The sequence below is a fragment of the Paenibacillus peoriae KCTC 3763 genome (genome assembly GCF_000236805.1).
Classification (GTDB): domain Bacteria; phylum Bacillota; class Bacilli; order Paenibacillales; family Paenibacillaceae; genus Paenibacillus; species Paenibacillus peoriae.
This window is the reverse complement of record NZ_AGFX01000011.1, coordinates 745,951-766,648: the sequence shown is the minus strand read 5'-3', so window position 1 is coordinate 766,648 and position 20,698 is coordinate 745,951. Positions and strand designations below refer to the sequence as shown.

At 50.7% G+C, this 20,698-nt stretch carries 17 protein-coding genes; 10 read left to right on the top strand and 7 right to left on the bottom strand.

The features are described 5' to 3' along the window. Window positions 1-14 precede the first annotated feature (14 nt). Window positions 15-1,439 carry a 3-isopropylmalate dehydratase large subunit gene (gene leuC / locus KQI_RS0106055; protein WP_010345850.1) on the bottom strand — a complete coding sequence of 475 codons (1,425 nt, stop codon included), beginning with the start codon at window positions 1,437-1,439 and terminating at the stop codon, window positions 15-17. 374 nt (window positions 1,440-1,813) lie between these two features. Continuing rightward, a complete protein-coding gene (locus tag KQI_RS27740; protein WP_080572118.1) occupies window positions 1,814-2,215 on the bottom strand; it encodes a YmaF family protein in 402 nt (133 codons plus the stop codon). Between the two features lie 387 nt (window positions 2,216-2,602). Between KQI_RS27740 and KQI_RS0106040 the strand changes: the two genes are divergently transcribed. The 7 genes from KQI_RS0106040 (at window position 2,603) to hydF (ending at window position 10,844) form a co-directional block, all read left to right on the top strand. After that, the gene (locus tag KQI_RS0106040; RefSeq protein WP_010345847.1) at window positions 2,603-2,965 is read left to right on the top strand and encodes a Na-translocating system protein MpsC family protein; all 363 of its coding nucleotides are present in this window, start codon (window positions 2,603-2,605) and stop codon (window positions 2,963-2,965) included. Window positions 2,966-3,093: 128 nt separating this feature from the next. Then, window positions 3,094-5,259 (top strand): formate dehydrogenase subunit alpha, encoded by a 2,166-nt coding sequence (fdhF, locus tag KQI_RS0106035; RefSeq protein WP_010345846.1) that lies wholly within the window; start codon window positions 3,094-3,096, stop codon window positions 5,257-5,259. Continuing rightward, a complete protein-coding gene (locus tag KQI_RS29510) occupies window positions 5,256-5,885 on the top strand; it encodes a 4Fe-4S dicluster domain-containing protein (RefSeq protein WP_010345845.1) in 630 nt (209 codons plus the stop codon). Before fdhF ends, KQI_RS29510 begins: the two co-directional genes overlap by 4 nt. A gap of 48 nt (window positions 5,886-5,933) precedes the next feature. Next, window positions 5,934-7,445, top strand: a complete 1,512-nt coding sequence (locus KQI_RS0106025; RefSeq protein WP_241763855.1) for a [FeFe] hydrogenase, group A — start codon at window positions 5,934-5,936, stop codon at window positions 7,443-7,445. A 108-nt stretch (window positions 7,446-7,553) separates the two neighbouring features. Continuing rightward, entirely contained in the window at window positions 7,554-8,144 is a 591-nt protein-coding gene (locus tag KQI_RS0106020; protein ID WP_010345842.1) for a 4Fe-4S dicluster domain-containing protein, read from the top strand. Beyond that, a complete protein-coding gene (locus KQI_RS0106015; RefSeq protein ID WP_010345841.1) occupies window positions 8,141-9,589 on the top strand; it encodes an aspartate ammonia-lyase in 1,449 nt (482 codons plus the stop codon). Before KQI_RS0106020 ends, KQI_RS0106015 begins: the two co-directional genes overlap by 4 nt. Beyond that, window positions 9,576-10,844, top strand: a complete 1,269-nt coding sequence (gene hydF, locus KQI_RS0106010) for a [FeFe] hydrogenase H-cluster maturation GTPase HydF (RefSeq protein WP_010345840.1) — start codon at window positions 9,576-9,578, stop codon at window positions 10,842-10,844. Before KQI_RS0106015 ends, hydF begins: the two co-directional genes overlap by 14 nt. Before the next feature lie 75 nt (window positions 10,845-10,919). Here hydF and hydG read toward each other — a convergent pair whose 3' ends face one another. The 3 genes from hydG to KQI_RS0105995 all read right to left on the bottom strand — a co-directional run bounded on the left by hydG (window position 10,920) and on the right by KQI_RS0105995 (window position 15,331). After that, window positions 10,920-12,332: a [FeFe] hydrogenase H-cluster radical SAM maturase HydG gene (hydG, locus tag KQI_RS0106005; RefSeq protein ID WP_010345839.1), complete on the bottom strand. Its 1,413-nt coding sequence runs from the start codon at window positions 12,330-12,332 to the stop codon at window positions 10,920-10,922. Between the two features lie 54 nt (window positions 12,333-12,386). Continuing rightward, window positions 12,387-13,436 (bottom strand): [FeFe] hydrogenase H-cluster radical SAM maturase HydE, encoded by a 1,050-nt coding sequence (gene hydE, locus KQI_RS0106000; protein WP_277813518.1) that lies wholly within the window; start codon window positions 13,434-13,436, stop codon window positions 12,387-12,389. Window positions 13,437-13,714: 278 nt separating this feature from the next. Further along, a complete protein-coding gene (locus KQI_RS0105995; RefSeq protein ID WP_010345836.1) occupies window positions 13,715-15,331 on the bottom strand; it encodes an alkaline phosphatase in 1,617 nt (538 codons plus the stop codon). Between the two features lie 239 nt (window positions 15,332-15,570). Between KQI_RS0105995 and KQI_RS0105990 the strand changes: the two genes are divergently transcribed. Continuing rightward, the gene (locus tag KQI_RS0105990) at window positions 15,571-16,488 is read left to right on the top strand and encodes a LysR family transcriptional regulator (protein WP_010345835.1); all 918 of its coding nucleotides are present in this window, start codon (window positions 15,571-15,573) and stop codon (window positions 16,486-16,488) included. Between the two features lie 318 nt (window positions 16,489-16,806). On the opposite strand, the gene KQI_RS28735 is transcribed toward KQI_RS0105990, so the two are convergent. Both KQI_RS28735 and KQI_RS0105980 read right to left on the bottom strand, forming a co-directional pair. Beyond that, on the bottom strand, window positions 16,807-16,947 hold the full coding sequence (locus KQI_RS28735) for a hypothetical protein (protein ID WP_010345833.1): 141 nt from the start codon (window positions 16,945-16,947) through the stop codon (window positions 16,807-16,809). A gap of 118 nt (window positions 16,948-17,065) precedes the next feature. Continuing rightward, window positions 17,066-17,884, bottom strand: coding sequence for a carbon-nitrogen family hydrolase (locus KQI_RS0105980; RefSeq protein ID WP_010345832.1), 819 nt, complete (start codon window positions 17,882-17,884; stop codon window positions 17,066-17,068). Window positions 17,885-18,062: 178 nt separating this feature from the next. On the opposite strand from KQI_RS0105980, the gene KQI_RS0105975 reads away from it, so the two are divergent. Together KQI_RS0105975 and proB are read left to right on the top strand one after the other, a co-directional pair. Continuing rightward, window positions 18,063-19,244 (top strand): pyridoxal phosphate-dependent aminotransferase, encoded by a 1,182-nt coding sequence (locus tag KQI_RS0105975; protein WP_010345831.1) that lies wholly within the window; start codon window positions 18,063-18,065, stop codon window positions 19,242-19,244. Between the two features lie 240 nt (window positions 19,245-19,484). Next, window positions 19,485-20,693, top strand: coding sequence for a glutamate 5-kinase (gene proB, locus KQI_RS0105970; protein WP_010345830.1), 1,209 nt, complete (start codon window positions 19,485-19,487; stop codon window positions 20,691-20,693). The last annotated feature ends 5 nt before the right edge of the window (window positions 20,694-20,698 follow it).

Below are 20,698 nucleotides of genomic sequence, written 5' to 3'. Positions count from 1 at the left end.
TCCTCCTCTGTATCCTAGCGGACTACTGCTTCCTGCTTGAATTTCCAATCACGTACATCGACAAAACGTCCATGAATCGCCGCAGCGGCTGCCATTGCCGGAGATACGAGGTGAGTCCGTCCTCCACGTCCCTGACGACCTTCAAAGTTACGGTTAGAAGTAGACGCACAACGCTGTCCCGGTTGGAGCACGTCCGGATTCATCGCAAGACACATGCTGCAGCCCGCTTCACGCCACTCGAAGCCTGCTTCCTTGAAAATAACGTCCAGTCCTTCTTCTTCAGCCTGAATTTTCACACGACCCGAGCCTGGTACGACGATTGCCGTTACTCTGTCAGATACCTGATAGCCTTTGGCAACCTCGGCCGCAGCACGCAAATCTTCAATCCGCCCGTTGGTGCAGGAGCCGATAAATACATAATCAATCGCAATATCCGTGATCGGTGTACCTGGCTTCAAATCCATATATTCAAGCGCTTTTTCAGCCGCTTTACGTTCGTTTTCTGTCGGCAATTCTGCCGGAATGGGTACATTCGAAGAAATATCCGTACCCATACCTGGACTGGTGCCCCAGGTCACTTGTGGAATTAAAGAATCCACGGCAAACTCCAGCACAATATCAAACTCAGCGCCTTCATCTGTAACAAGCTCTTTCCACTCAGCAACCGCCTGCTCAAAAGCAGCTCCTTGCGGTACATGCTCACGTCCACGCAAGTAATTGAAGGTCGTTTCATCTGGTGCAATCATTCCTGCTCTAGCTCCGCCCTCTATGGACATGTTACACACCGTCATACGCTCTTCCATGCTCAATTCGCGGATGGATTCACCTGTGTACTCAATAACATAGCCTGTAGCAAAATCTGTACCGTATTTGGCGATGACACCCAAAATCATATCTTTTGCTGTTACACCCGGTTTGCGGCGGCCTACAAAACGAACTTCCATCGTTTTTGCCTTCGCCTGCTGGAGACATTGCGTTGCCATTACGTGCTCTACTTCGCTTGTTCCGATACCAAACGCAAGCGCCCCGAACGCACCGTGTGTGGAGGTATGGCTGTCACCGCAAACAATCGTTTTCCCCGGATGAGTCAGACCAAGTTCAGGCCCCATAACGTGAACGACACCTTGATCAATGCTATCCAGATCATACAGTGTAACACCGAAATCGCGGCAATTATGAGTTAACGTATCAATCTGCTGTTTGGAAATCGGGTCCGTAATATTGTAGCGATCAAACGTTGGTACGTTATGATCCATTGTCGCAAACGTAAGCTCTGGACGACGCACCTTGCGTCCGCTAAGACGAAGTCCCTCAAACGCCTGCGGCGAGGTTACCTCATGTACCAAGTGAAGATCAATGTACAAAATACTCGGCTTTCCCGCTTCCTGATAGATGACATGGTTATCCCAAATTTTCTCGAACATGGTCTTTTTACTCATCAACATTCACCCCTGTGTTTTTCGAACTAGTGGAGAGAAGCTATACGGCTCTCTTTTGGATGTCAACAATATACCACGACCTGTTTGATTGGTCTAAGATATGATATCTATAGAAGTGATAGCCTCGGCCTATAAGTGGACTAGTAATGTTATGAGGAGGGGGATCAGGCTGAATTTATTGTAGCGTATCGGTGGAGATAGGAAAAAAGGACAAGCTTTTAGCAGCTCATCCTTTTGGATTCATTTTATTTATTTTTAGCGTAAAGCCCAAGAGGCGATTATAACTGTGACCATTCCTTTAAGCATTGCAATTCCAAGTATGGCTCACCTTTACAAACAGTATAAATAGTACAGGGATGAATTTTTCAAATGGATTAATAGCGGCATTCTTCCTCATCTCCAGTACTTCCACCGTACTTGTGAACGTGAGGAATTTTACCACTTACTGTGGTACATCCTTCAAAACGGTGGTAATGACCACCTCCTGGCAAGGGAATGGCTGGTCCTGTTGTTCCTTTAATGAGGTGTCTATGTTGATCGTTACATGATGTTTCCGCACAGTAATGATGAACATGCGGAACACCACTTGGAGCCGACTTTGTTTCCCCACAGTAATGGTGACAGTGTCCCACATCAAATGATGTAGTCCCCTTAAAAGGATGAACGTGAACCTTATTAACTGGTCTACCGTCCCACGAAGTAATAAAAAGCCTATGCGAATGGTCAGAGTCGGAGTCACCGGAATGTACAACAAAACCTGTTACTGGTATTTCCATCAGTAATCACCTCTCTTCATCAAATGCTGTATACTATGAAAGAGGTAGTGTAAATGTTCGATTTTGTCCCGTACAAAAATACCAACGAATCAGTGCATGATTTCTCTCTTAAAAAGCCGTTTTCTTAAAGGCATCCAATCATATTATCCCTCCACTAAATCCCCAGCACACCGATATCCAATCAAAACTATGTAAAAATTTGGTTAGGTGTAATGAATTTCACATCTTTCCGGGTCAACCTGTTCTACCATAAAAGAGTGATACGCCGTGCTGGGCAGACCACTTTGTGGACGGGACGGTTACATCCTTTCCAGAACCAGCTACACAGGCTGTCCGGCATGTGCGGCAAGTACGCCTTTATTTTGATTCGAAGCGGAGTGTCCAGATGTGAATACCGAATGGGAATACCGTGAGCGCATAAGGAAGCTAGCCGTATGCATTGTTAAGCATTACCGGGGAAAAGGTCCGGATAACGTCAAGGTTTCACTGGATTCACCGCTCCGGATTACGGTAGAAATTCGAGGCACCTTGTCCAATCTGTCCGAAATTCTCGTTCATGAAGGGGCTAAGGATAAGGTTAGAGAATATTGGAACGTCCTTCGACCTTATCTGGAAAAAGAGTTTATGAGCGAAGCGGAAAAAACAATCGGCAGTCCCTTCACTTACACCTGGGAGGTCTGTCCCTCCGTCCATGGAGACGGACATATTATCATTACTCTTGAACTACAACACATACACCGGTTGGATTAGCGGGAAGGAGCTTGTCTCCTCGCTCGCGGATAAGCCAGTACAGGATGCAGCGTAAAGCGGCATTTTTGTATTGGCTTTTTTCATGTCACGAGTTTCATCTATTTCATATAAAAAGAGGTGCTGCACACATGGCAGACAAGGTCTTAACGGTATGTCCCTACTGCGGAAGTGGTTGTCAGCTTCATTTGCTGGTGGACAAGGGACAGGTAATCGGCGCAGAGCCAGCTAATGGCCGTACAAATGAAGGAACACTGTGCCTGAAAGGACACTATGGATGGGATTTTCTGAATGACCCGCAAATTCTGACTGCACGCTTGCGCAAGCCCATGATTCGCAAAAATGGGGTCATGGAAGAAGTGGAGTGGAAGGAAGCCATTCAATATACGGCCGAACGGCTGTCAGCAATTAAGGAAAAATACGGACCTGACTCCATTATGGGGACGGGCTCTGCACGTGGTCCGGGAAACGAAGCTAATTATGTCATGCAAAAGTTCATGCGGGCGGTCATTGGCACAAACAATATTGACCATTGCGCTCGTGTATGCCACGGCCCTTCTGTGGCGGGTCTGACATACTCACTCGGGGATGGAGCCATGTCCAATTCTATTCCTGAAATTGAACACTCTGATCTTTTATTCGTGTTTGGCTACAACGCACCCGAAACGCATCCGATCGTCGCCAGACGCATCGTAGCTGCCAAGCAAAGAGGTGCCAAAATTATTGTATGCGATCCACGCATGACTGAAACTGGACGTATTTCAGATATGTGGCTGCCTCTAAAAGGCGGCTCGAATATGGCTTTGGTCAACGCTTTTGGTCATGTGCTTGTACATGAAGAACTGTACGACAAACGGTATGTGGAAGCAAACACTGAAGGCTTTGCCGAATATGTAGACAGCATTAAAAAATATACGCCCGAATATGCGGAAGGCATTACGGGAGTCAAGGCAGCTGACATCCGGGCGGCGATGAGGGAATATGCCAAGGCCCCTACTGCTACCATTCTGTACGGAATGGGCGTATGTCAATTTTCACAGGCCGTTGACGTGGTAAAGGGGCTCGCTTCCCTTGCCCTGTTGACCGGAAATCTGGGCAAGCCGAATGTGGGCATCGGACCCGTGCGTGGACAAAACAATGTACAGGGCTCCTGTGACATGGGCGCATTGCCGAATGTGTATCCTGGCTATCAGGATGTAACGGATACTGCGGTTCGCAAAAAGTTTGAAAAAGCATGGGGTGTCGAGCAGTTGCCGCGTAAAAAAGGATATCCCCTTACAGAGGTGCCGCACCTCATCCTGAAGGAGAACAAGCTGAAGGCTTATTATATTTTCGGCGAGGACCCTGTACAAAGTGATCCGAACGCCGCCGAGCTGCGTGAAGCGTTGGACCAATTGGAATTTGTCGTGGTGCAGGATATTTTCATGAACAAAACGGCGCTGCACGCCGATGTCATCCTCCCTTCTACCGCCTGGGGCGAGCATGACGGTGTATATTCCTCGGCAGACCGTGGCTTTCAGCGCATCCGCAAGGCCGTCGAGCCACAGGGTGATGTCAAGCCGGACTGGGCCATCATTAGTGAGGTTGCTACCGCCATGGGCTACCCTATGTCCTATGCAAACACAGAGGAAATTTGGGATGAAATGCGCAGCCTCTGCCCGTTATTCGCTGGTGCCAGCTACCAAAAAATGGCGGAACAAGGCGGCGTGCAATGGCCCTGCCCTACCGAAGATCATCCAGGTACACCGTATTTGTATAAAGGCAATCAATTTTCCACGCCTAGCGGTAAAGGCCGTCTATTCGCCTGCGAATGGCGTCCACCACAAGAACAGCCGGATGCCAAATTCCCGCTTGTCTTGTCTACTGTTCGCGAGGTAGGACATTATTCCGTGCGCACCATGACCGGCAATTGCCGTGCGCTGCGCCAGCTGGCTGATGAGCCGGGCTTTATTCAGATTAGCCCGCAAGACGCATCGGATCTGAACATTCTCGATGGCGAAATTGTCGCCATCTCCTCCCGCCGGGGGCGCATTATGGCACGGGCACAAGTCAGTGACCGCGTACAGCAAGGTGCAACCTACATGACCTATCACTGGTGGGTCGGAGCATGTAACGAACTGACCGCCGATTTTCTCGATCCGGTATCCAAGACCCCGGAATTAAAATATTGCGCCATCCGGCTGGAGCGGATTGCCGACCAAGCGCAGGCCGAACGGGATGTACATGCATCGTACCAGCGGATTCGCAGACAGATGAACGTCCATGAAGCCGTTTTGGCTGATAAGGTGACAAGATGAGCGGCGCACGAAACACGCTGCACCGTTCGACGAGCAGAATGGGCGCAGCCGACAGAACAAACGCTGTCGCCTCCTCCTTCGTAGTCGCAGACGGCGGGCAATGTATTGGATGCAAAGCCTGTGAACTGGCGTGCTTCGCCGTACACAGTCGGGCGGGCGGCGTAGGAGCTTCGGTCGGAACCGTCAGCGTGCCTGTCGTACCCAAGGTGTATGTGGTACGTGCTGGGGATGCGTATGTGCCTGTGCAATGTCGGCATTGTGAAAATGCCCCCTGCGCACATGCCTGTCCAGTGCAGGCCATTCGTCAGGAGGACGGCGTGGTCATGATTGATGAAGAACGATGTATCGGCTGCACCTCCTGTGTTTTGGCCTGTCCCTTCGGAGCCATTGAGGTGTCTCCAGTTTATCGGGCAGGACACGTTGTGACGCAATCCGGCTTGACTCGCCATGCCAATCGGGCCGCCCTCCCCCGCACCGCCGCAAGCAAATGCGATTTGTGTGCAGAAACGGCAGACGGACAGCCTGCCTGTGTAGAGGCCTGTCCAAATCAGGTGTTACGACTGGCCAAGGGCGCAGTCGACTCGCCTCCAGAGCGTCGGCGGGAAGTCTTTTTCCCACGCTTATAAGGCCAATTTCAGCCAAGGTCAAAATCAGCCGCAGAAAGGTAGAAAACCATGTCAACGACAACAGACAAGATCTCTTCGCCTCCTTGTATGGAGGCGACTGATTCTGATTGTACAGTCCCTGTCATTCATATCGACCCTACGTTGTGCACGGGATGCAGACGCTGCGCGGATGTTTGTCCGGTAGGTGCCATAGAGGGATTGCCGGGAGAACCGCAAACCGTGAACGCAGACCGCTGTGTTTTTTGCGGTCAATGTGTACAAATATGCAGTGTATACGCATCAGATTGGGCGGATGCATCTCCACAGGAAGCCGCCATCAGACGGCAGGCACGTCTGCGTGAACGCGAAATGCCTGCCGACATCGGCGAACCGCTATTTGCTGCCTATTATAGCTATAACCTGAATAAGGTAACTGACATGATGACAAAACCAGGACAGCTTCGGATCGTCCAATGCGCTCCGTCCATACGCGTGTCACTGGCAGAGGAATTTGGTATGCCGTTCGGTACTTTGACACCTGGCAAAATGGCCGCTGCCCTTCGCCGCCTCGGCTTCGATCGGGTATATGATACGAATTTCGGAGCTGACGTAACCATCATGGAGGAAGGCACCGAACTGATTCGCCGCGTGACTGAGGGTGGACCGTTACCGATGTTCACATCCTGCTGTCCGGCATGGGTTCGTTTTGCCGAGATTGAATATCCCGACCTGCTTGACCATCTATCCAGTTGCAAATCGCCAATGCAAATACTGGGAGCGCTGGTCAAGACTTATGGTGCACAGCTGGACGAGGTGAAGCCTGCGAATATTTACAGCGTCGCAATCATGCCATGTACCTGTAAACAATTTGAATGCGACCGCCCTGAAATGGAATCCGACGGCTACCGTGATGTGGATGAGGTATTGACGACGCGTGAGCTTGCATACTGGATCAAGCAGCGCGGAATTGATTTTATGAACCTGCCTGATGAAGAATTCGATTCACCGTTAGGACAATATTCAGGTGCTGGCACTATTTTTGGTGTGACCGGAGGGGTTATGGAGGCTGCCATCCGTACAGGTTATGAGCTGCTGACGAATGAGAAGCTGCCGAAGCTCCAGCTGGATTTTGTACGTGGCGAAGAAGGTATTCGAGTAGCCGAAGTTCAGGTGGGCGAGCTGCAGCTCAAGGTGGCGGTCGTCGCTGGGCTGCAACATGCCTACCAGCTGCTGGATCGTGTGCAGGCGGGCGAATGTGACTATCATTTTATCGAGGTCATGGGCTGTCCGGCTGGATGTATCAGCGGAGGAGGGCAACCCAAGCTCATGTTGGAAAAACAAAAAATCGAGGCTTATCGTGCGCGTAAATCGTCCATCTATGGGCATGATGCTGCATCTCAGGTGCGCAAATCGCATGAGAACCCTTTTATCATCAAGCTTTATGATGAATTTTTGGGTGAGCCGCTTGGTCATGTATCGCACCATCTGCTGCACACGACCTTTCAGAAACGCGGGCCCGGCAAGCAGAGCCGCAGCAGTGATGTTTCCACCAGTGGGAATAACGATCACTCCCTTCATTAAGTTCGGTAAACACATAAGAATATATAACACAATTGGTAACTTTTAAGCTCAGCTTATAGAGCAGTAGAGATTATATTTTGTTGTTAGTTAGAGAGGAGTCGAATTTGTATGAATCGCTTTGTTTTAGCTGATCCCGATCAGTGTATCGGCTGCCGTACCTGTGAAATCGCATGTGTGATCGCACATTCGCCGGATAACCCCTTTATCTCGCCGGATGATGAGTTTCATTTTCACCCTCGGCTGAAGGTGATCAAATCATATGAAGTCACCGCACCCGTTCAGTGCCGTCACTGTGAGGATGCCCCATGCGCCAACGCTTGTCCGAACGGCTCCATTACGAACGCAGACGGTTGTATTCTCATTAACAGCGAAAGCTGTATTGGCTGTAAAACATGTATGATCGCCTGCCCTTACGGCGCAATTACTATGGTGCCTCAGTATAGAGATGGGCAGCCTGTCGTGCAAGACGGACTGTACACCAATATGTCAGGCCGTTTGCAACCCAAAGAACGGATGATTGCCAGCAAATGTGATCTGTGCGAAGGTGTAGACGGCGGTCCGGCCTGCATTGGAAAATGCCCAACCCAAGCCCTCAAGCTGGTCGAGCCAGATCTGGTTCATGCCCGGGTTGAGGAAAAACGGGCTGCAAGTGCACGTCAGCTACTGCATATGACGCGCATTCCGGCGACGGGTCTATGACTCCCTCTTCTCCTCTGGCCAAAGATACGCGAACCGAGCGGGATACGCTAGGAGACATGGAAATTCCTGCAGATGCCTTGTACGGTATTCACACCGCACGCGCGATGAACAATTTTCCAGTCAGTGGCAGGCCCGTGAACCAAAAACTGATTCAAGCGCTTGTGTTGGTCAAAAAAGCAGCCGCTCAAGTGAACGGTGAGCAGAGACGACTTCCTGCTCACCGTTCTGCTGCCATTATAAAGGCCTGCGACGAATTACTCGCCGGACGGTATCAAAATATGTTTACCGTCGACGCTCTGCAAGGCGGCGCAGGCACCAGTACCCATATGAATGTGAATGAAGTCATTGCTAATCTGGCCATCGTACAACTCGGGGACCAGCCAGGACAATACGAGCTTGTACATCCGCTGAATGATGTCAACTGCTGCCAGTCTACGAATGATGTCTATCCTACAGCGCTCCGAATTGCAGCGATACGGCTGCTTCGGCCTTTATGTGACGCCATGTCTTCGTTACAGGCGGCTTTACAGCAAAAAGAAACGGAATATGCCGACCTGCTCAAGCTGGGCCGTACACAGCTGATGGATGCCCTGCCCATGATGGCCGGGCAAGGCTTCGGCGCCTACGCCAAGGCCATAGCACGTGACCGCTGGCGGCTCTACAAAGCTGAGGAACGGCTGCGAGAAATCCCTATTGGCGGCACGGCCATCGGCACAGGTATGAATGCGCCTCGCGCTTACAGTTACCGGATGGTCGAACAGCTGGCGGACGAGACTGGACTAGGGCTATGTCGCAGCGACCACCCCATGGACCCGATTCAGAATATGGATGTCTTTGTGGAGGTATCGGGTCTGCTCAAATCCGCCGCCGTCAACCTGCTCAAAATATCCGGCGATTTTCGTCTGCTGGCCTCTGGTCCTTGCGGTGGTATCGGGGAATACACGCTGCCTCCGGTTCAGGCCGGCTCCTCTATTATGCCTGGCAAAGTCAACCCGGTAATGGCTGAAATGGCCGGATTGACAGCGATGCGCGTGATGGCGGAGGATGCGGCTATTACGATGGCGGCTGCCTCCGGACAGCTGGAGCTGAACGCGTTCCTGCCGCTGATTGCCGAATCACTGCTGGAATCGCTGCATATTCTCAGCAATGCCGTTCAACTGTTCGAGGAACGGTGTGTACGTGGCCTGACCGTAGATGAAGCACGCTGCTCTGCAAATCTGCGCAACTCAGCTGTGATGGCTTCCGCGCTTGTCGCGGAGCTTGGCTATGATGAAGCAGCCACCATTGCATCAGCAGCTATTACACAGGGTCGCACACCAGAGGATATTGCAGAAGAACGCGGTCTGCTGACACGCTCGCGAATTGAGCAATTGTGCCATCCCTATACCGTAACCAAGCCCGGAATTCCGGGGCAGGAAGAAGGAACTCACTATGGGAATGAATGATACCCCTCGCAGCAACCGACCGCATATCGTCCTGCTCGGTCGCCGCAACGCAGGTAAATCCAGTATTCTGAACACCCTGACCGGTCAGCCCGCCGCTGTGGTATCTCCTATAGGAGGAACAACCACGGACCCGGTTTTTAAGCCGATGGAGCTGCTCCCTGCTGGTCCTATTGTTCTGGTGGATACCGCCGGACTGGACGATGAGGGTGAGATCGGGGCACTGCGTCGTGACAAAACGCTACAAATACTTAACAGTACGGATTTGGCTCTGCTGGTTGTCGATGCTACGGTCGGAGTCAACTCCTTCGAGCTTGAACTGCTTGACAAGCTCCGCACCAAAAAGATTCCTGTCATTGGGGTTTTAAACAAAGTCGATACCCTTACTGAATCAGAACAAATGATCACAACGCTGGAGGCTGAACTGGATCTCACCCTGATTCCTTTCAGTGCCTCTATGCTCCGGGGAGATACGGAACTGAAAAAGGCTATCACCAGTACGCTCCCCCACAACGAGGATCGTTTTCGCATTGTCGGTGACCTGCTGTCACCCGGCGATATTGTCGTGCTGGTCGTTCCCATCGACAAAGCTGCACCAAAGGGTCGACTGATTCTGCCGCAGCAGCAGACAATCCGCGATACGCTGGAGAGCGATGCTATCGCAGTCGTGACCAAAGAGCATGAATTGCGGTTGACGTTGGAGCGACTGGGAAGTAAGCCTCGCTTGGTCATTACTGATTCACAGGTTTTTATGAAAGTAGCGGCAGATACACCCAAGGATGTGCCCCTTACCTCCTTTTCTATCCTGTTCGCCCGTCATAAAGGAGATCTTGACGAGCTGGTGCGAGGCGCAAGAGCCATTGAGCATCTCAAGGACGGGGATCGGGTACTCATTGCTGAAGCCTGTACGCACCAGTGCCAATCAGATGATATCGGCCGAGTAAAAATTCCCCGCTGGCTCCGTCAAACGATAGGCAAGCGCCTCATCATCGAGCATGCATCCGGCCCCAGCTTTCCTGACGATCTAAGCGAGTATGCACTGGTTATCCATTGCGGTGCCTGCATGCTCAACCGGCGTACGATGCTTCATCGACTCTCGGAAGCAAAAGCCGCAGGGGTGCCGATTGTGAACTATGGTGTTTTTATTGCTTATGTACAGGGTGTCTTCCCACGTGCCATTGAATGCTTTCCATCTGCTATGCTGGCTTGGGAGCACGCCTTGGAGCCAACAGCTATTGCTGAAAAATCCCATCATTAATGTTTTTTCTTTCTCCACACAAAAGCAGTCGCGCTGATCCCCAACGCGACTGCTTTTTACTTTCCGTTCTACTCGCTAAAAATACAAATCGCGCTCGCCTGCTTCCAGCCGTTCCAGCCTGTCAAGCGTCAAACGGCGAGTCGATTGACGTGGAATACGCTCCAGATTCTCTCGCAGGGCGGCGGCTCCCAGCTCACGTGCCTCTTCATCCCCATAATCCAGCAAATATTCTTGAAAGGTCAGCAGCGAATTCGGCTGACACACATTGTGGATTTGTCCAGATTTGGCAAGTTCCATGAAGCGATCTCCGGTCCGTCCCTCACGGTAGCAAGCTGTACAGTAGCTTGGCATATATCCGCCACGGCAGAGACTTTTGATAATTTCCACCGGAGAGCGATGATCCCCGACCTCGAACTGAGGCTTATCATCCGCCTCTTGTCTTGCATATGCCCCTACACCGGTAGCAGAACCAGCACTGATTTGCGATACACCCAAACCAATGACACGGTCCCTGAATTCCGACTCCTCGCGCGTAGACAGGATCATTCCCGCATAAGGTACAGCCAGCCGTAGAACCGCTACAATTTTCATAAAATCCTCGTCACTCACTAGATACGGATAACGTTCCGGGTCCACATTTTCAGCCGGACGAAGTCGGGGAACCGAAACCGTGTGAGGGCCGCAGCCAAACACTTCTTCCAGATGCTCCGCATGCTTAAGCATCGCGATGGTTTCATAGCGGAAATCGTACAAACCGTACAACACACCGATCCCCACATCATCTATGCCTGCACGCATGGCTCGGTCCATGGCGGTCGTATGCCAATCATAGTCCCGTTTAGGTCCTTGCAGATGATATTTGCGATAGCTTTCGCGATGATACGTTTCCTGGAACAAAATATACGTACCGATCCCGACCTCCACAAGCTTCCGGTAATCCTCCTCCGTCGTTGCGGCAATATTAACATTAACCCGCCGGATGCTCCCGTTGTCCACCTTTATATCGTAGATCTGACGCAAACAATCGATGATATAATCAATAGAACAATGGACCGGGTCCTCCCCCGCTTCCAGCGCAAGCCGTTTGTGCCCCATTTCCTGCAGCACCCGAACTTCCTCGGCCAGTTCCTCCGGTGTCAGGCGGCTGCGTGTAAAGCTGTCATTGGTATGCTTGTAGCCACAGTATTCGCAGTTATTGACGCAGTGGTTGCTAACATATAGCGGAGCGAACAGCACAATCCGGTTGCCATAAATCTGCTCTTTAACCGCACGCGATGATCTGAACATCTCTTCCAATAATTCAGGATCTTCCACATGCAAAAGAGCCGCCGCTTCACTCGCACTCAGCCCCCGGCAGGCTCTCCCCTTTTCCAGAATTTCTAAAATCCGATTTCGATCTGTCGCCTCTTGCTTCCCCTGCTCCACGGCCGCCATAATCTCTGCTTCATTAATAAAATCCGCCGACACTTTCTCCCGTACTCCACTCACGTATACCCATCTCCTTATTTATGGTTACTGCAATGTTTCCGTTATAGAGTCTCTTTAGGTTTCCTGTCTCGCAAACTGTCGCTGGGCCTTTATACTGTCCCCCCGTCCCATGTCCACTTCAAACCCGGCTCCACGGATTCGCAGCTCCAGACAATGTCGGCATTGGGCAGATTCATCGCCCAAACATATTTTATTTTCATAAATCGCATACTTGGGTCTCACCGCCAGCGGGGACAAATTGGGCATAACCACATTCGCCCCCGCCTGAAGGGCCTTCTCCCTGCCTTGGGGGTGAATGGTCCCCATCGCCGTAGACGCCGGAATGAGCGCATCCGGAACTACCAATCGAGACAACGAGATTATATCCAGCGCCTTTTCCATACTCCCCTGGCTGGCATCCCGCAGCGGCGTATTGCTATGCGGTAAAAAAGGGCCAATTCCGATCATATCCGGGTTCAGGCTATGCAGATAGGCCAGATCGTCTGCCAACTCACTGTTGGTTTGTCCCGGTAGCCCCACCATACAGCCGGCCCCGATCTGAAAGCCGATTCGTTGCAGTGCCAGCAGACGACTGCGCCTGCTTTCCATCGTCATGGTCGGATGCAGCTTGGCGTACAAACGAGGGGAAGCTGTTTCATGACGCAGCAAAAAACGGTCTGCTCCCGCCTCGTATAATAGCTCATACGTTTCATCATCCCGTTCACCAATAGACAGTGTCACCGCCACATCTGCAAAACGGCTTTTAATGTCCCGAATCAGTTTCGTCAATCGGGCTGTCGTAAACCAGGTATCTTCACCACTTTGCAGTACAAACGTCCGATAACCCAGTTCATACCCCTCCGCACAGCAAGCCAAAATTTCTTCCGGCCTCAATCGGTAGCGATCTGCCTGTTTGTTGGAAGCACGCAGCCCACAGTACATGCAATCCTGGCGACATATACTGGAGAATTCAATCAATCCCCGTAAAAAAACACCCTTGCCATAACGCTCCATTTTGGTGCGAGCTGCCAGCTCTCGTAATTGAGCACGCACGACCGGCTCTTCATCCAGTCGTGTCAGCAGCGCCGTCATTTCCGTATGCGTCCATTCCTTGTCGTTAGCCAGACGCAGTAATAATTCGTCCGTGACTCATCCCTTCTTCCCTTGTCCATCCGGACTTCACTTCGTCAGCAGGTTGTACCGTACATGTATAATTCTAGCAATATCAGTGGAGATATAACGTGATTAGTTTCACAAAATATCCCATTTTCTAATTCCAGTTCCGCCCTCTGCCTCAAAAAATACATAATTGTCTAAACACAAAAAGCAGCACAAAAAACGGCATAAAAAAGCTGTCTCCTCCTTTTAGGGAAGAAACAGCTCTGTTGATCGTTCTGTTTATTTTATTGAATCAAATCAATCGCCTGCTGTGGTACAAAATAATCAACACCGTTAAACACAACTACACCGTTGAGCGTGGAATTTTTACCATTTAGCGTAGCGATGTTTTTGTATACCGGAAGCTCCAGCTTGTTGCTGCCCTTAGTCACCGTGATGACTTTCGTATCCGCCGCAAATTTGGCCCCTTTCGCTTCAAAAGCCGTTTTCGCAGGGACAAACAACTGCTTGCTGACCGTATCCAAATCCAGTCCGAGTACACGTGTCATATATTTATTGACCTCCGTGTTGTCGATGACACCGGATGGACGGTCTCCATTTGGCGCATACGTGTACAACACGACATCACCACCTGTATGCCCGCCTGTCGTCCAGCCAATATTCGCACGCTTACTGATCATCGGTCCGACGGCATAATTCATGCTGCCCTCTTTGGCTTCTTTGATCGCTTTTACTTCTTCGTCCGTCAAATCCGTAATCCCAAAATACGTCGACAACACCTCTTTAATATTGCTGCGATCTGCATTCAGCTTGGCTTCCAATCCTTCACCCGTCAGCTTCGCTTTTTTCAGTGGGTCTATAAAGGAAGCTAAAGGCGTTTTGTCATAATTGCTTGTGGTATTACTACTGCCAATCGTCAATCCACCGTTTCCGTGGTCTGTTACGGCTACAACAACCGTATTTTGGTTCCGCTTGGCGTAGTCCAAAGCGACCTTCACCGCATCGTCAAACGAAAGTACATCACTGATAATACCCGTTGGGTCGTTTGCATGCGCTGCCCAATCCACTTTACTGCCTTCGACCATCAAAAAGAAGCCTTTATCGTTTTTGGACAGCACATCAATCGCTTTCGTCGTCATTTCCGCCAGACTAGGCTCCTTCGAAACGTCCCGATCCATATCATACGCAAGGGCTTCTGGAGCGAAGCTGCCCCAAAGCTTGCTGGAGGTTGATTTCTTTAGCCCTTCAGGTGTTGTTACAAAATCATAGCCCTGGTCTTTAATTTGAGCGATCAAATCCTGCCCGTCCTTACGCTCGGATGCTTCCAGGAATTTACCGCCGCCGCCCAACACAACATCAACACTGTTATAAGCTTGCTGCATACTGAGTGCATCATAATTTTTACGGTCAGGGTAATGGGCGGTGAAATCAGCCGGAGTAGCGTGCATAATCTCCGAAGTAGCAATAATCCCGGTAGACTTGCCTGCCAGCTTGGAAGCCTCAAGAATGGAGGCTACGGGCTTTTTGGCATTACCTGCTGCAATAGGCTGTTGTCCGGGCATGGTTGCTTCGTCCGGAAGGACGCCTACATAGCCGGTATGTGATTTATGTCCTGTGGCAAAAGCAGTTCCCGCCGGAGCAGAATCTGCAATCGGAGCATCTGCAGAATGTGTGCGCACCATGCCGCTTGCCATGCCGTCTAACGTTAAGGAAGAGCCTTTATACCATCTAGCCAGTGCAGTGGCGTCATTAGCCATCCCATCGGGAATCAGAATAATTACATTTTTAATTGTCGTGTCCTTCTCGGCTGCTACTGCTGATCCAGCACTAACTGCGAACATCATCGTTGCCACAAGCGCGGCGACTGACTTTTTCGTATGTATTCCCCAACATTTTAGCATTCATTTTCCTCCTATATACTTTATTATCCAACCAGAACTAAGATTAATTGTATTTTGTCAGGAGAATGTTAAGGGAGCTGTCTATCCATATTAAAATCCTGTTTGTGAAAATAAACGCTTCATCTATATAACAGTTGTGACACATGAAAAGGATTGGGTTTGGGAATTTGATTTGAATATTGTATAATCAGTCTATGATGTAATAGGTAAATCTTATAAGGAAAGGAGCCCAAAATGCGATGGAATTCAGACAGCTTCAATATACCCTGCAAATTGCAGCGGAAAAAAACTTCTCGCGCGCAGCGGAAAAGCTGCACATTGCCCAGCCTTCTCTGAGCCAGCAATTATCCAAACTGGAAAAGGAACTCGGGGTGCTGTTATTTCAACGCAATACAAGTACGGTGGAATTGACGCATGCAGGCGCAAGCTTTGTGGAAAAAGCAAAAAAAATCGTCGACGCGGTCGAGCAGCTCCGGCAGGAAATGGACGATATTTCCCAGCTCCGCAAAGGGAAGGTCGTCGTGGGCAGTATGCCTATTACAGGCTCTCATTTGCTGCCACATGTGTTGCCTATATTCAAAAAGACTCATCCGGACATTGAAATCGTGTTGGTTGAGGATTCATCCATGAATCTAGAGAAAAAAACCGCCAGTGGAGATACTGATCTCAGCCTGCTGTCACTCCCATTGGTAGAGCCTACACTTTCCTATGTGCCAATCGGTGAAGAGTGGATTGATCTTGCCGTTCCTCCGGGTCACCCCTTAGCCCTGCGTAAAATCGGTGACCAGCCACAGCCTGTACATATGGAGGAGCTAAAAGACGAGCCTTTTGTCGTTCTGAAAAAAGGGCAGGGATTCCGCAAGCTGACGATGGATTTGTGCCATCAGGCAGGCTTTGAGCCTCATGTGGTGTTTGAAAGCACCAACATGGAGACCCTGCAATCACTCGTAGCAACAGGTATGGGAGTGACGCTCGTCCCTCGTTTTATCGCCCGGGCCGCCAGCAGCGAATTTGTTCCGGCTTTACTGCCCCTGGCCGAACCGACACCAAGCCGTACCTTGGCCATTGCTTACCGTAACGGACGTTATCTGTCCAAAGCTGCCGAAGCTTTTATTGATACTTTCCGGGAAACGGTCAAGCAACTTTCTCAGAAGTAGCTGCGAATACGAAAGGACCGTTTTCCTCCCCGGCCAAAGCCAGAGAAGAAGACGGTCCCGGGGCTACCCCCCTGTTATTGAATATCATATAGCTTCCATCCGGTTTCAACGAACCACATTTCATGTTCATTTGAATCCCATCTCAGCCTCGCCTGATTACTACTATACTCTTGTTCGGACACTTGCTCGGAAACTCCACTTTATCCAGCACGCATCACTTCTTTCCTTAAGGTCTCAAGCCTGGGTATCCCAAGAACATCCTCCCTCAGTTCCAATGTGTTGTGTGATCTCAAAGTGCCTGTCCTCGCCTGTTCGTGTTCAGGATTGCCCTAAATCAGGTGGACTTTTATCCCGATCATAGCCCATTTCGTAATTGTTGCCGACAACCTGTCTGTTCAAGCCTCTCGGCCGTGACAGGCCATCCCTGTTCGCCAGTTCGGATCTACTTTGGTTATCCATCGTTATCAACCTCCTGGTGTCGGGATACTATTATAGTACACCTATAATCTGTATCTGAAACAGGTATCGACAACTTTTTTACCGGGAAGCGCCAAATGCTTGCTGTAACGCTGCCGTTTTATCGATCATACAAAGAGGGACGACGATCCTCGAATACCGGGATACGACCACGCACATCCTGCACCAAGGCCGATCCGATCGTTCCTGTAATGATCTCCTCCTGCTCTCCGCCCTCGGCAATCACCTCTCCCCACGGATCAATAATAAGGGAATGTCCGAAGAAATTGGTGTCTCCACTGCGGCCCACCCGGTTACAGGCAATGACATACATTTGATTTTCAATGGCCCGTGCGGTCAGCAGGGTACGCCAGTGATGGAGCCGGGGATGAGGCCATTCTGCGGGTACGATCAGCAGATTGGCGCCAGACAAGGCCAGACTGCGGGCCAGTTCGGGAAAACGGATGTCATAGCAGATCGAAGCCCCCGCCTGAATCCCGCCATCTAGCGTGAACAAAACCTTTTCCTCACCAGACTGTAAGTATTTTTCTTCCTCCATAAGACGGAATAAATGAATCTTGGAATACGAAGCCACCTCGGCTCCTGTCCGGTCAAAAATAATCATTGTATTGTACACATGACCATCGCTTTTTTTCTCTGCAATCGACCCGGCGACCACGTTCACCTGATGCGTGGCGGCGAATGCAGCTATCCATTCCCGGGTCTCTGCCCCTTCCTTGTCCGCCAGCTCATGAATGCGATCCAGGGCATAGCCTGTGTTCCACATTTCCGGCAGGACAATCAGATCCGGCTTGTGTGCGGCTGTTACCGCCTGTTCCATTAGAATGCGCATATGATTGCGGTTTTCGGATGGATTCCCCAGTTCAATATGAGCCTGTATAAGTGCAACACGGAACGACTGAGCTTCATGATATGTCAAAATCGTTCATCCTCCCTGTAGACCGGAGCTTTTACGATGACTGCTGGTCCGGTATTTTCCCCCATCATAGCCCGATCAAGCTCTGGCACGCAACCATATAAGCTCAATTCCCCCTATACAACCCGGTAAAATCATGATAAATTAATCCTCAAACTATTCCAAAAGGTCGTGTGAATTCATGAGTCATTTTTCCATTCCCTTCGCTGACGTGATGAAACAGCTGCCCACTCAATTTTTTGCCACACTTGTACAAAATGTAAACCGTGAAATTGCGGCAGGGCATGATGTCATTAATCTCGGACAAGGGAACCCGGATACACCTACCCCACCTCATATTGTAAAAGCCTTGCAAGAATCAGCGGACAACCCGCTTTATCATAAGTATTCGCCTTTTCGCGGCTATGGCTTTCTCAAGGAAGCCGTAGCCCAGCGCTATCAGGAGGATTACGGTGTGACGCTCGACCCGGAAACCGAGGTCGCCATCCTGTTTGGCGGAAAAACAGGCTTGGTGCAATTGCCGCAAATCCTGCTCAATCCCGGCGATGTATGCCTCGTGCCTGATCCCGGCTATCCGGATTACTGGTCAGGCGTCGCCTTGGCTAAGGCGGAGATGTCTTTTCTTCCATTGAGGGAAGAAAACCGTTTTCTGCCCGATTACGAAGCGATCTCTAAAGAAGACCGCCGCCGTGCCAAGCTGATGTTTCTTAACTATCCGAACAATCCGACCTCGGCAACTGCCCCGCTTTCCTTCTATCAGGAAACGGTCGAATTCGCAGAGCGCAACGGGATTGTGGTTGCCAGCGATTTTGCTTATGGTGCGATCGGCTTTGACGATGAACGCCCGGTCAGCTTCCTGCAGGCCGAGGGAGCCAAGGACGTTGGCATTGAGTTTTATACGCTGTCCAAAACCTACAATATGGCGGGCTGGCGCGTCGGTTTTGCGCTCGGTAATGCTGAAATCATCTCCATGATTAACCTGCTGCAGGATCATATTTATGTAAGCTTGTTTGGAGGCATTCAGGCAGCAGCAGCGACAGCTCTGACGTCATCGCAGGATTGTGTAGGCGAACTGGTGGCCCGCTATGAATCACGTCGTAATGCTTTTTATGATGCACTTGGGCACATCGGCTGGAAGGCGACACGCCCTAAGGGCTCCTTTTTCAGCTGGCTGCCTGTGCCGCCGGGCTATACTTCGGCTCCTTTTGCCGATCTGCTGTTGCGTGAGGCCAAGGTAGCTGTTGCTCCGGGAATCGGCTTCGGCAAAGGCGGCGAAGGATATGTACGTGCAGGGCTGCTAAGCTCGGAAGCCAGGCTGAATGAAGCAGCTGAGCGAATCGGCAAGCTGAATCTGTTTCGTTAATCTCTATTTTCCAGCTACAACTTCTTTGCCAAACTCGACCTTTTCGTGGTATTCTGTAACCAATATCATTTAGCGCGTTGAAGGGACTATTAAGAGAGGCCCATCCTGTTCAGAGAGTAAATTCCGATAGGCTGCAAGAATTTACCTGGATTCTCTCCCAACTCCTATCCCCGAGCGCCCTGCGCAATCAGGCGGTGCCTGCCGTTAACAGGTTTCAAGTTGGATGATCATGAATCATCAATGAAGGTGGTACCGCGGAAGCATAAACTTTCGTCCTTTGCATACAAAGGATGGAAGTTTTTTTGTATTACAAAAAGAGCACAAATTAAGGAAGTGGACGTCTTGTCAACACGTATCGTCATTAAAATCGGAAGCAGCTCTCTGACCGGAGTGGAAGGTGGCTTGAATCGGGAGGCCATCGCCTTTTTTGCCCGGGAAATCAGCTTGCTGCGTGCAAAAGGCCATGAGGTGCTGCTGGTCACATCAGGCGCAGTAGCCGCCGGGTTCCGGGAGATCGGCTACCCGTTTCGCCCCAAGCTGCTGCATGAAAAGCAGGCGGCAGCGGCCGTAGGTCAAGCTCTTCTCATGCAGGCCTATCAGCAGGCTTTTAAAGATTTTGATCTGGTGAGTGCGCAGATTCTGCTGACCCGTAGTGACTTTTTGAGCCGCAAGCGAATGAATAATGCCGGAATGACTGTGGAAGAATTGCTGCGCCAGCAGGTTATCCCGATCTTTAACGAAAATGATACCGTATCGATTGACGAATTGAAATTCGGTGACAACGATATGCTGTCAGCACTGGTCGCCAATCTGGTCAAAGCCCAGCATTTGATCATCATTACAGATACCGATGGCGTATATACAGCAGATCCGCGCAAGCATCCAAATGCTGTACGTTTTGAGCACATTGACGAAATTACGGAAGAGATTTATGCACTCGCCGGAGGCTCCGGGTCAGCAGTAGGGACCGGTGGCATGCGATCCAAGATCGAAGCTGCCAAAGTGGCTACGCGCGGCGGTGTGCCTGTGTATGTCGGACGTGTCAGTGCTAATGGCGATCTGGACGCAGCCGTCGAAGGACACGGGCCGGGAACTTATTTTGACACCCACCTCTCTTCACTGCCGATGAAAAAGCAATGGCTTGGTTTTATGTCCACCCCTCTGGGTACAGTGCATGTAGACCACGGGGCTGAGGAGGCTTTGGTACACGGGGGACACAGCCTGCTTCCCGTTGGCGTGCGGCGTGTCGAAGGCAGCTTTCATGCCGGGGATGTCGTAGAGGTGCTGGGGCCGGAAAATAAGGTGTTAGGGCGCGGCATCGTTAATTATGATGATGAACAGCTGCGAATCGTACAAGGATTACCCAGCGGCGAGGTTGTGGGCAAAATTGGTCCCATTCACCGACTTGAGGTGATCCACAGGGATGAATGGATTACATTATGTATCTAGGGAGG

Coding starts and splice junctions, on each gene's coding strand:
- proB (WP_010345830.1), top strand. CDS start 19,485: ATGAAGGTGGTACCGCGGAAGCATAAACTTTCGTCCTTTGCATACAAA.
- KQI_RS0106015 (WP_010345841.1), top strand. CDS start 8,141: ATGACTCCCTCTTCTCCTCTGGCCAAAGATACGCGAACCGAGCGGGAT.
- KQI_RS0105990 (WP_010345835.1), top strand. CDS start 15,571: ATGGAATTCAGACAGCTTCAATATACCCTGCAAATTGCAGCGGAAAAA.
- KQI_RS0105975 (WP_010345831.1), top strand. CDS start 18,063: ATGAGTCATTTTTCCATTCCCTTCGCTGACGTGATGAAACAGCTGCCC.
- KQI_RS28735 (WP_010345833.1), bottom strand. CDS start 16,947: ATGGATAACCAAAGTAGATCCGAACTGGCGAACAGGGATGGCCTGTCA.
- KQI_RS0106020 (WP_010345842.1), top strand. CDS start 7,554: ATGAATCGCTTTGTTTTAGCTGATCCCGATCAGTGTATCGGCTGCCGT.
- KQI_RS0106025 (WP_241763855.1), top strand. CDS start 5,934: ATGTCAACGACAACAGACAAGATCTCTTCGCCTCCTTGTATGGAGGCG.
- leuC (WP_010345850.1), bottom strand. CDS start 1,439: ATGAGTAAAAAGACCATGTTCGAGAAAATTTGGGATAACCATGTCATC.
- KQI_RS0105995 (WP_010345836.1), bottom strand. CDS start 15,331: ATGCTAAAATGTTGGGGAATACATACGAAAAAGTCAGTCGCCGCGCTT.
- hydF (WP_010345840.1), top strand. CDS start 9,576: ATGGGAATGAATGATACCCCTCGCAGCAACCGACCGCATATCGTCCTG.
- KQI_RS29510 (WP_010345845.1), top strand. CDS start 5,256: ATGAGCGGCGCACGAAACACGCTGCACCGTTCGACGAGCAGAATGGGC.
- fdhF (WP_010345846.1), top strand. CDS start 3,094: ATGGCAGACAAGGTCTTAACGGTATGTCCCTACTGCGGAAGTGGTTGT.
- KQI_RS27740 (WP_080572118.1), bottom strand. CDS start 2,215: ATGGAAATACCAGTAACAGGTTTTGTTGTACATTCCGGTGACTCCGAC.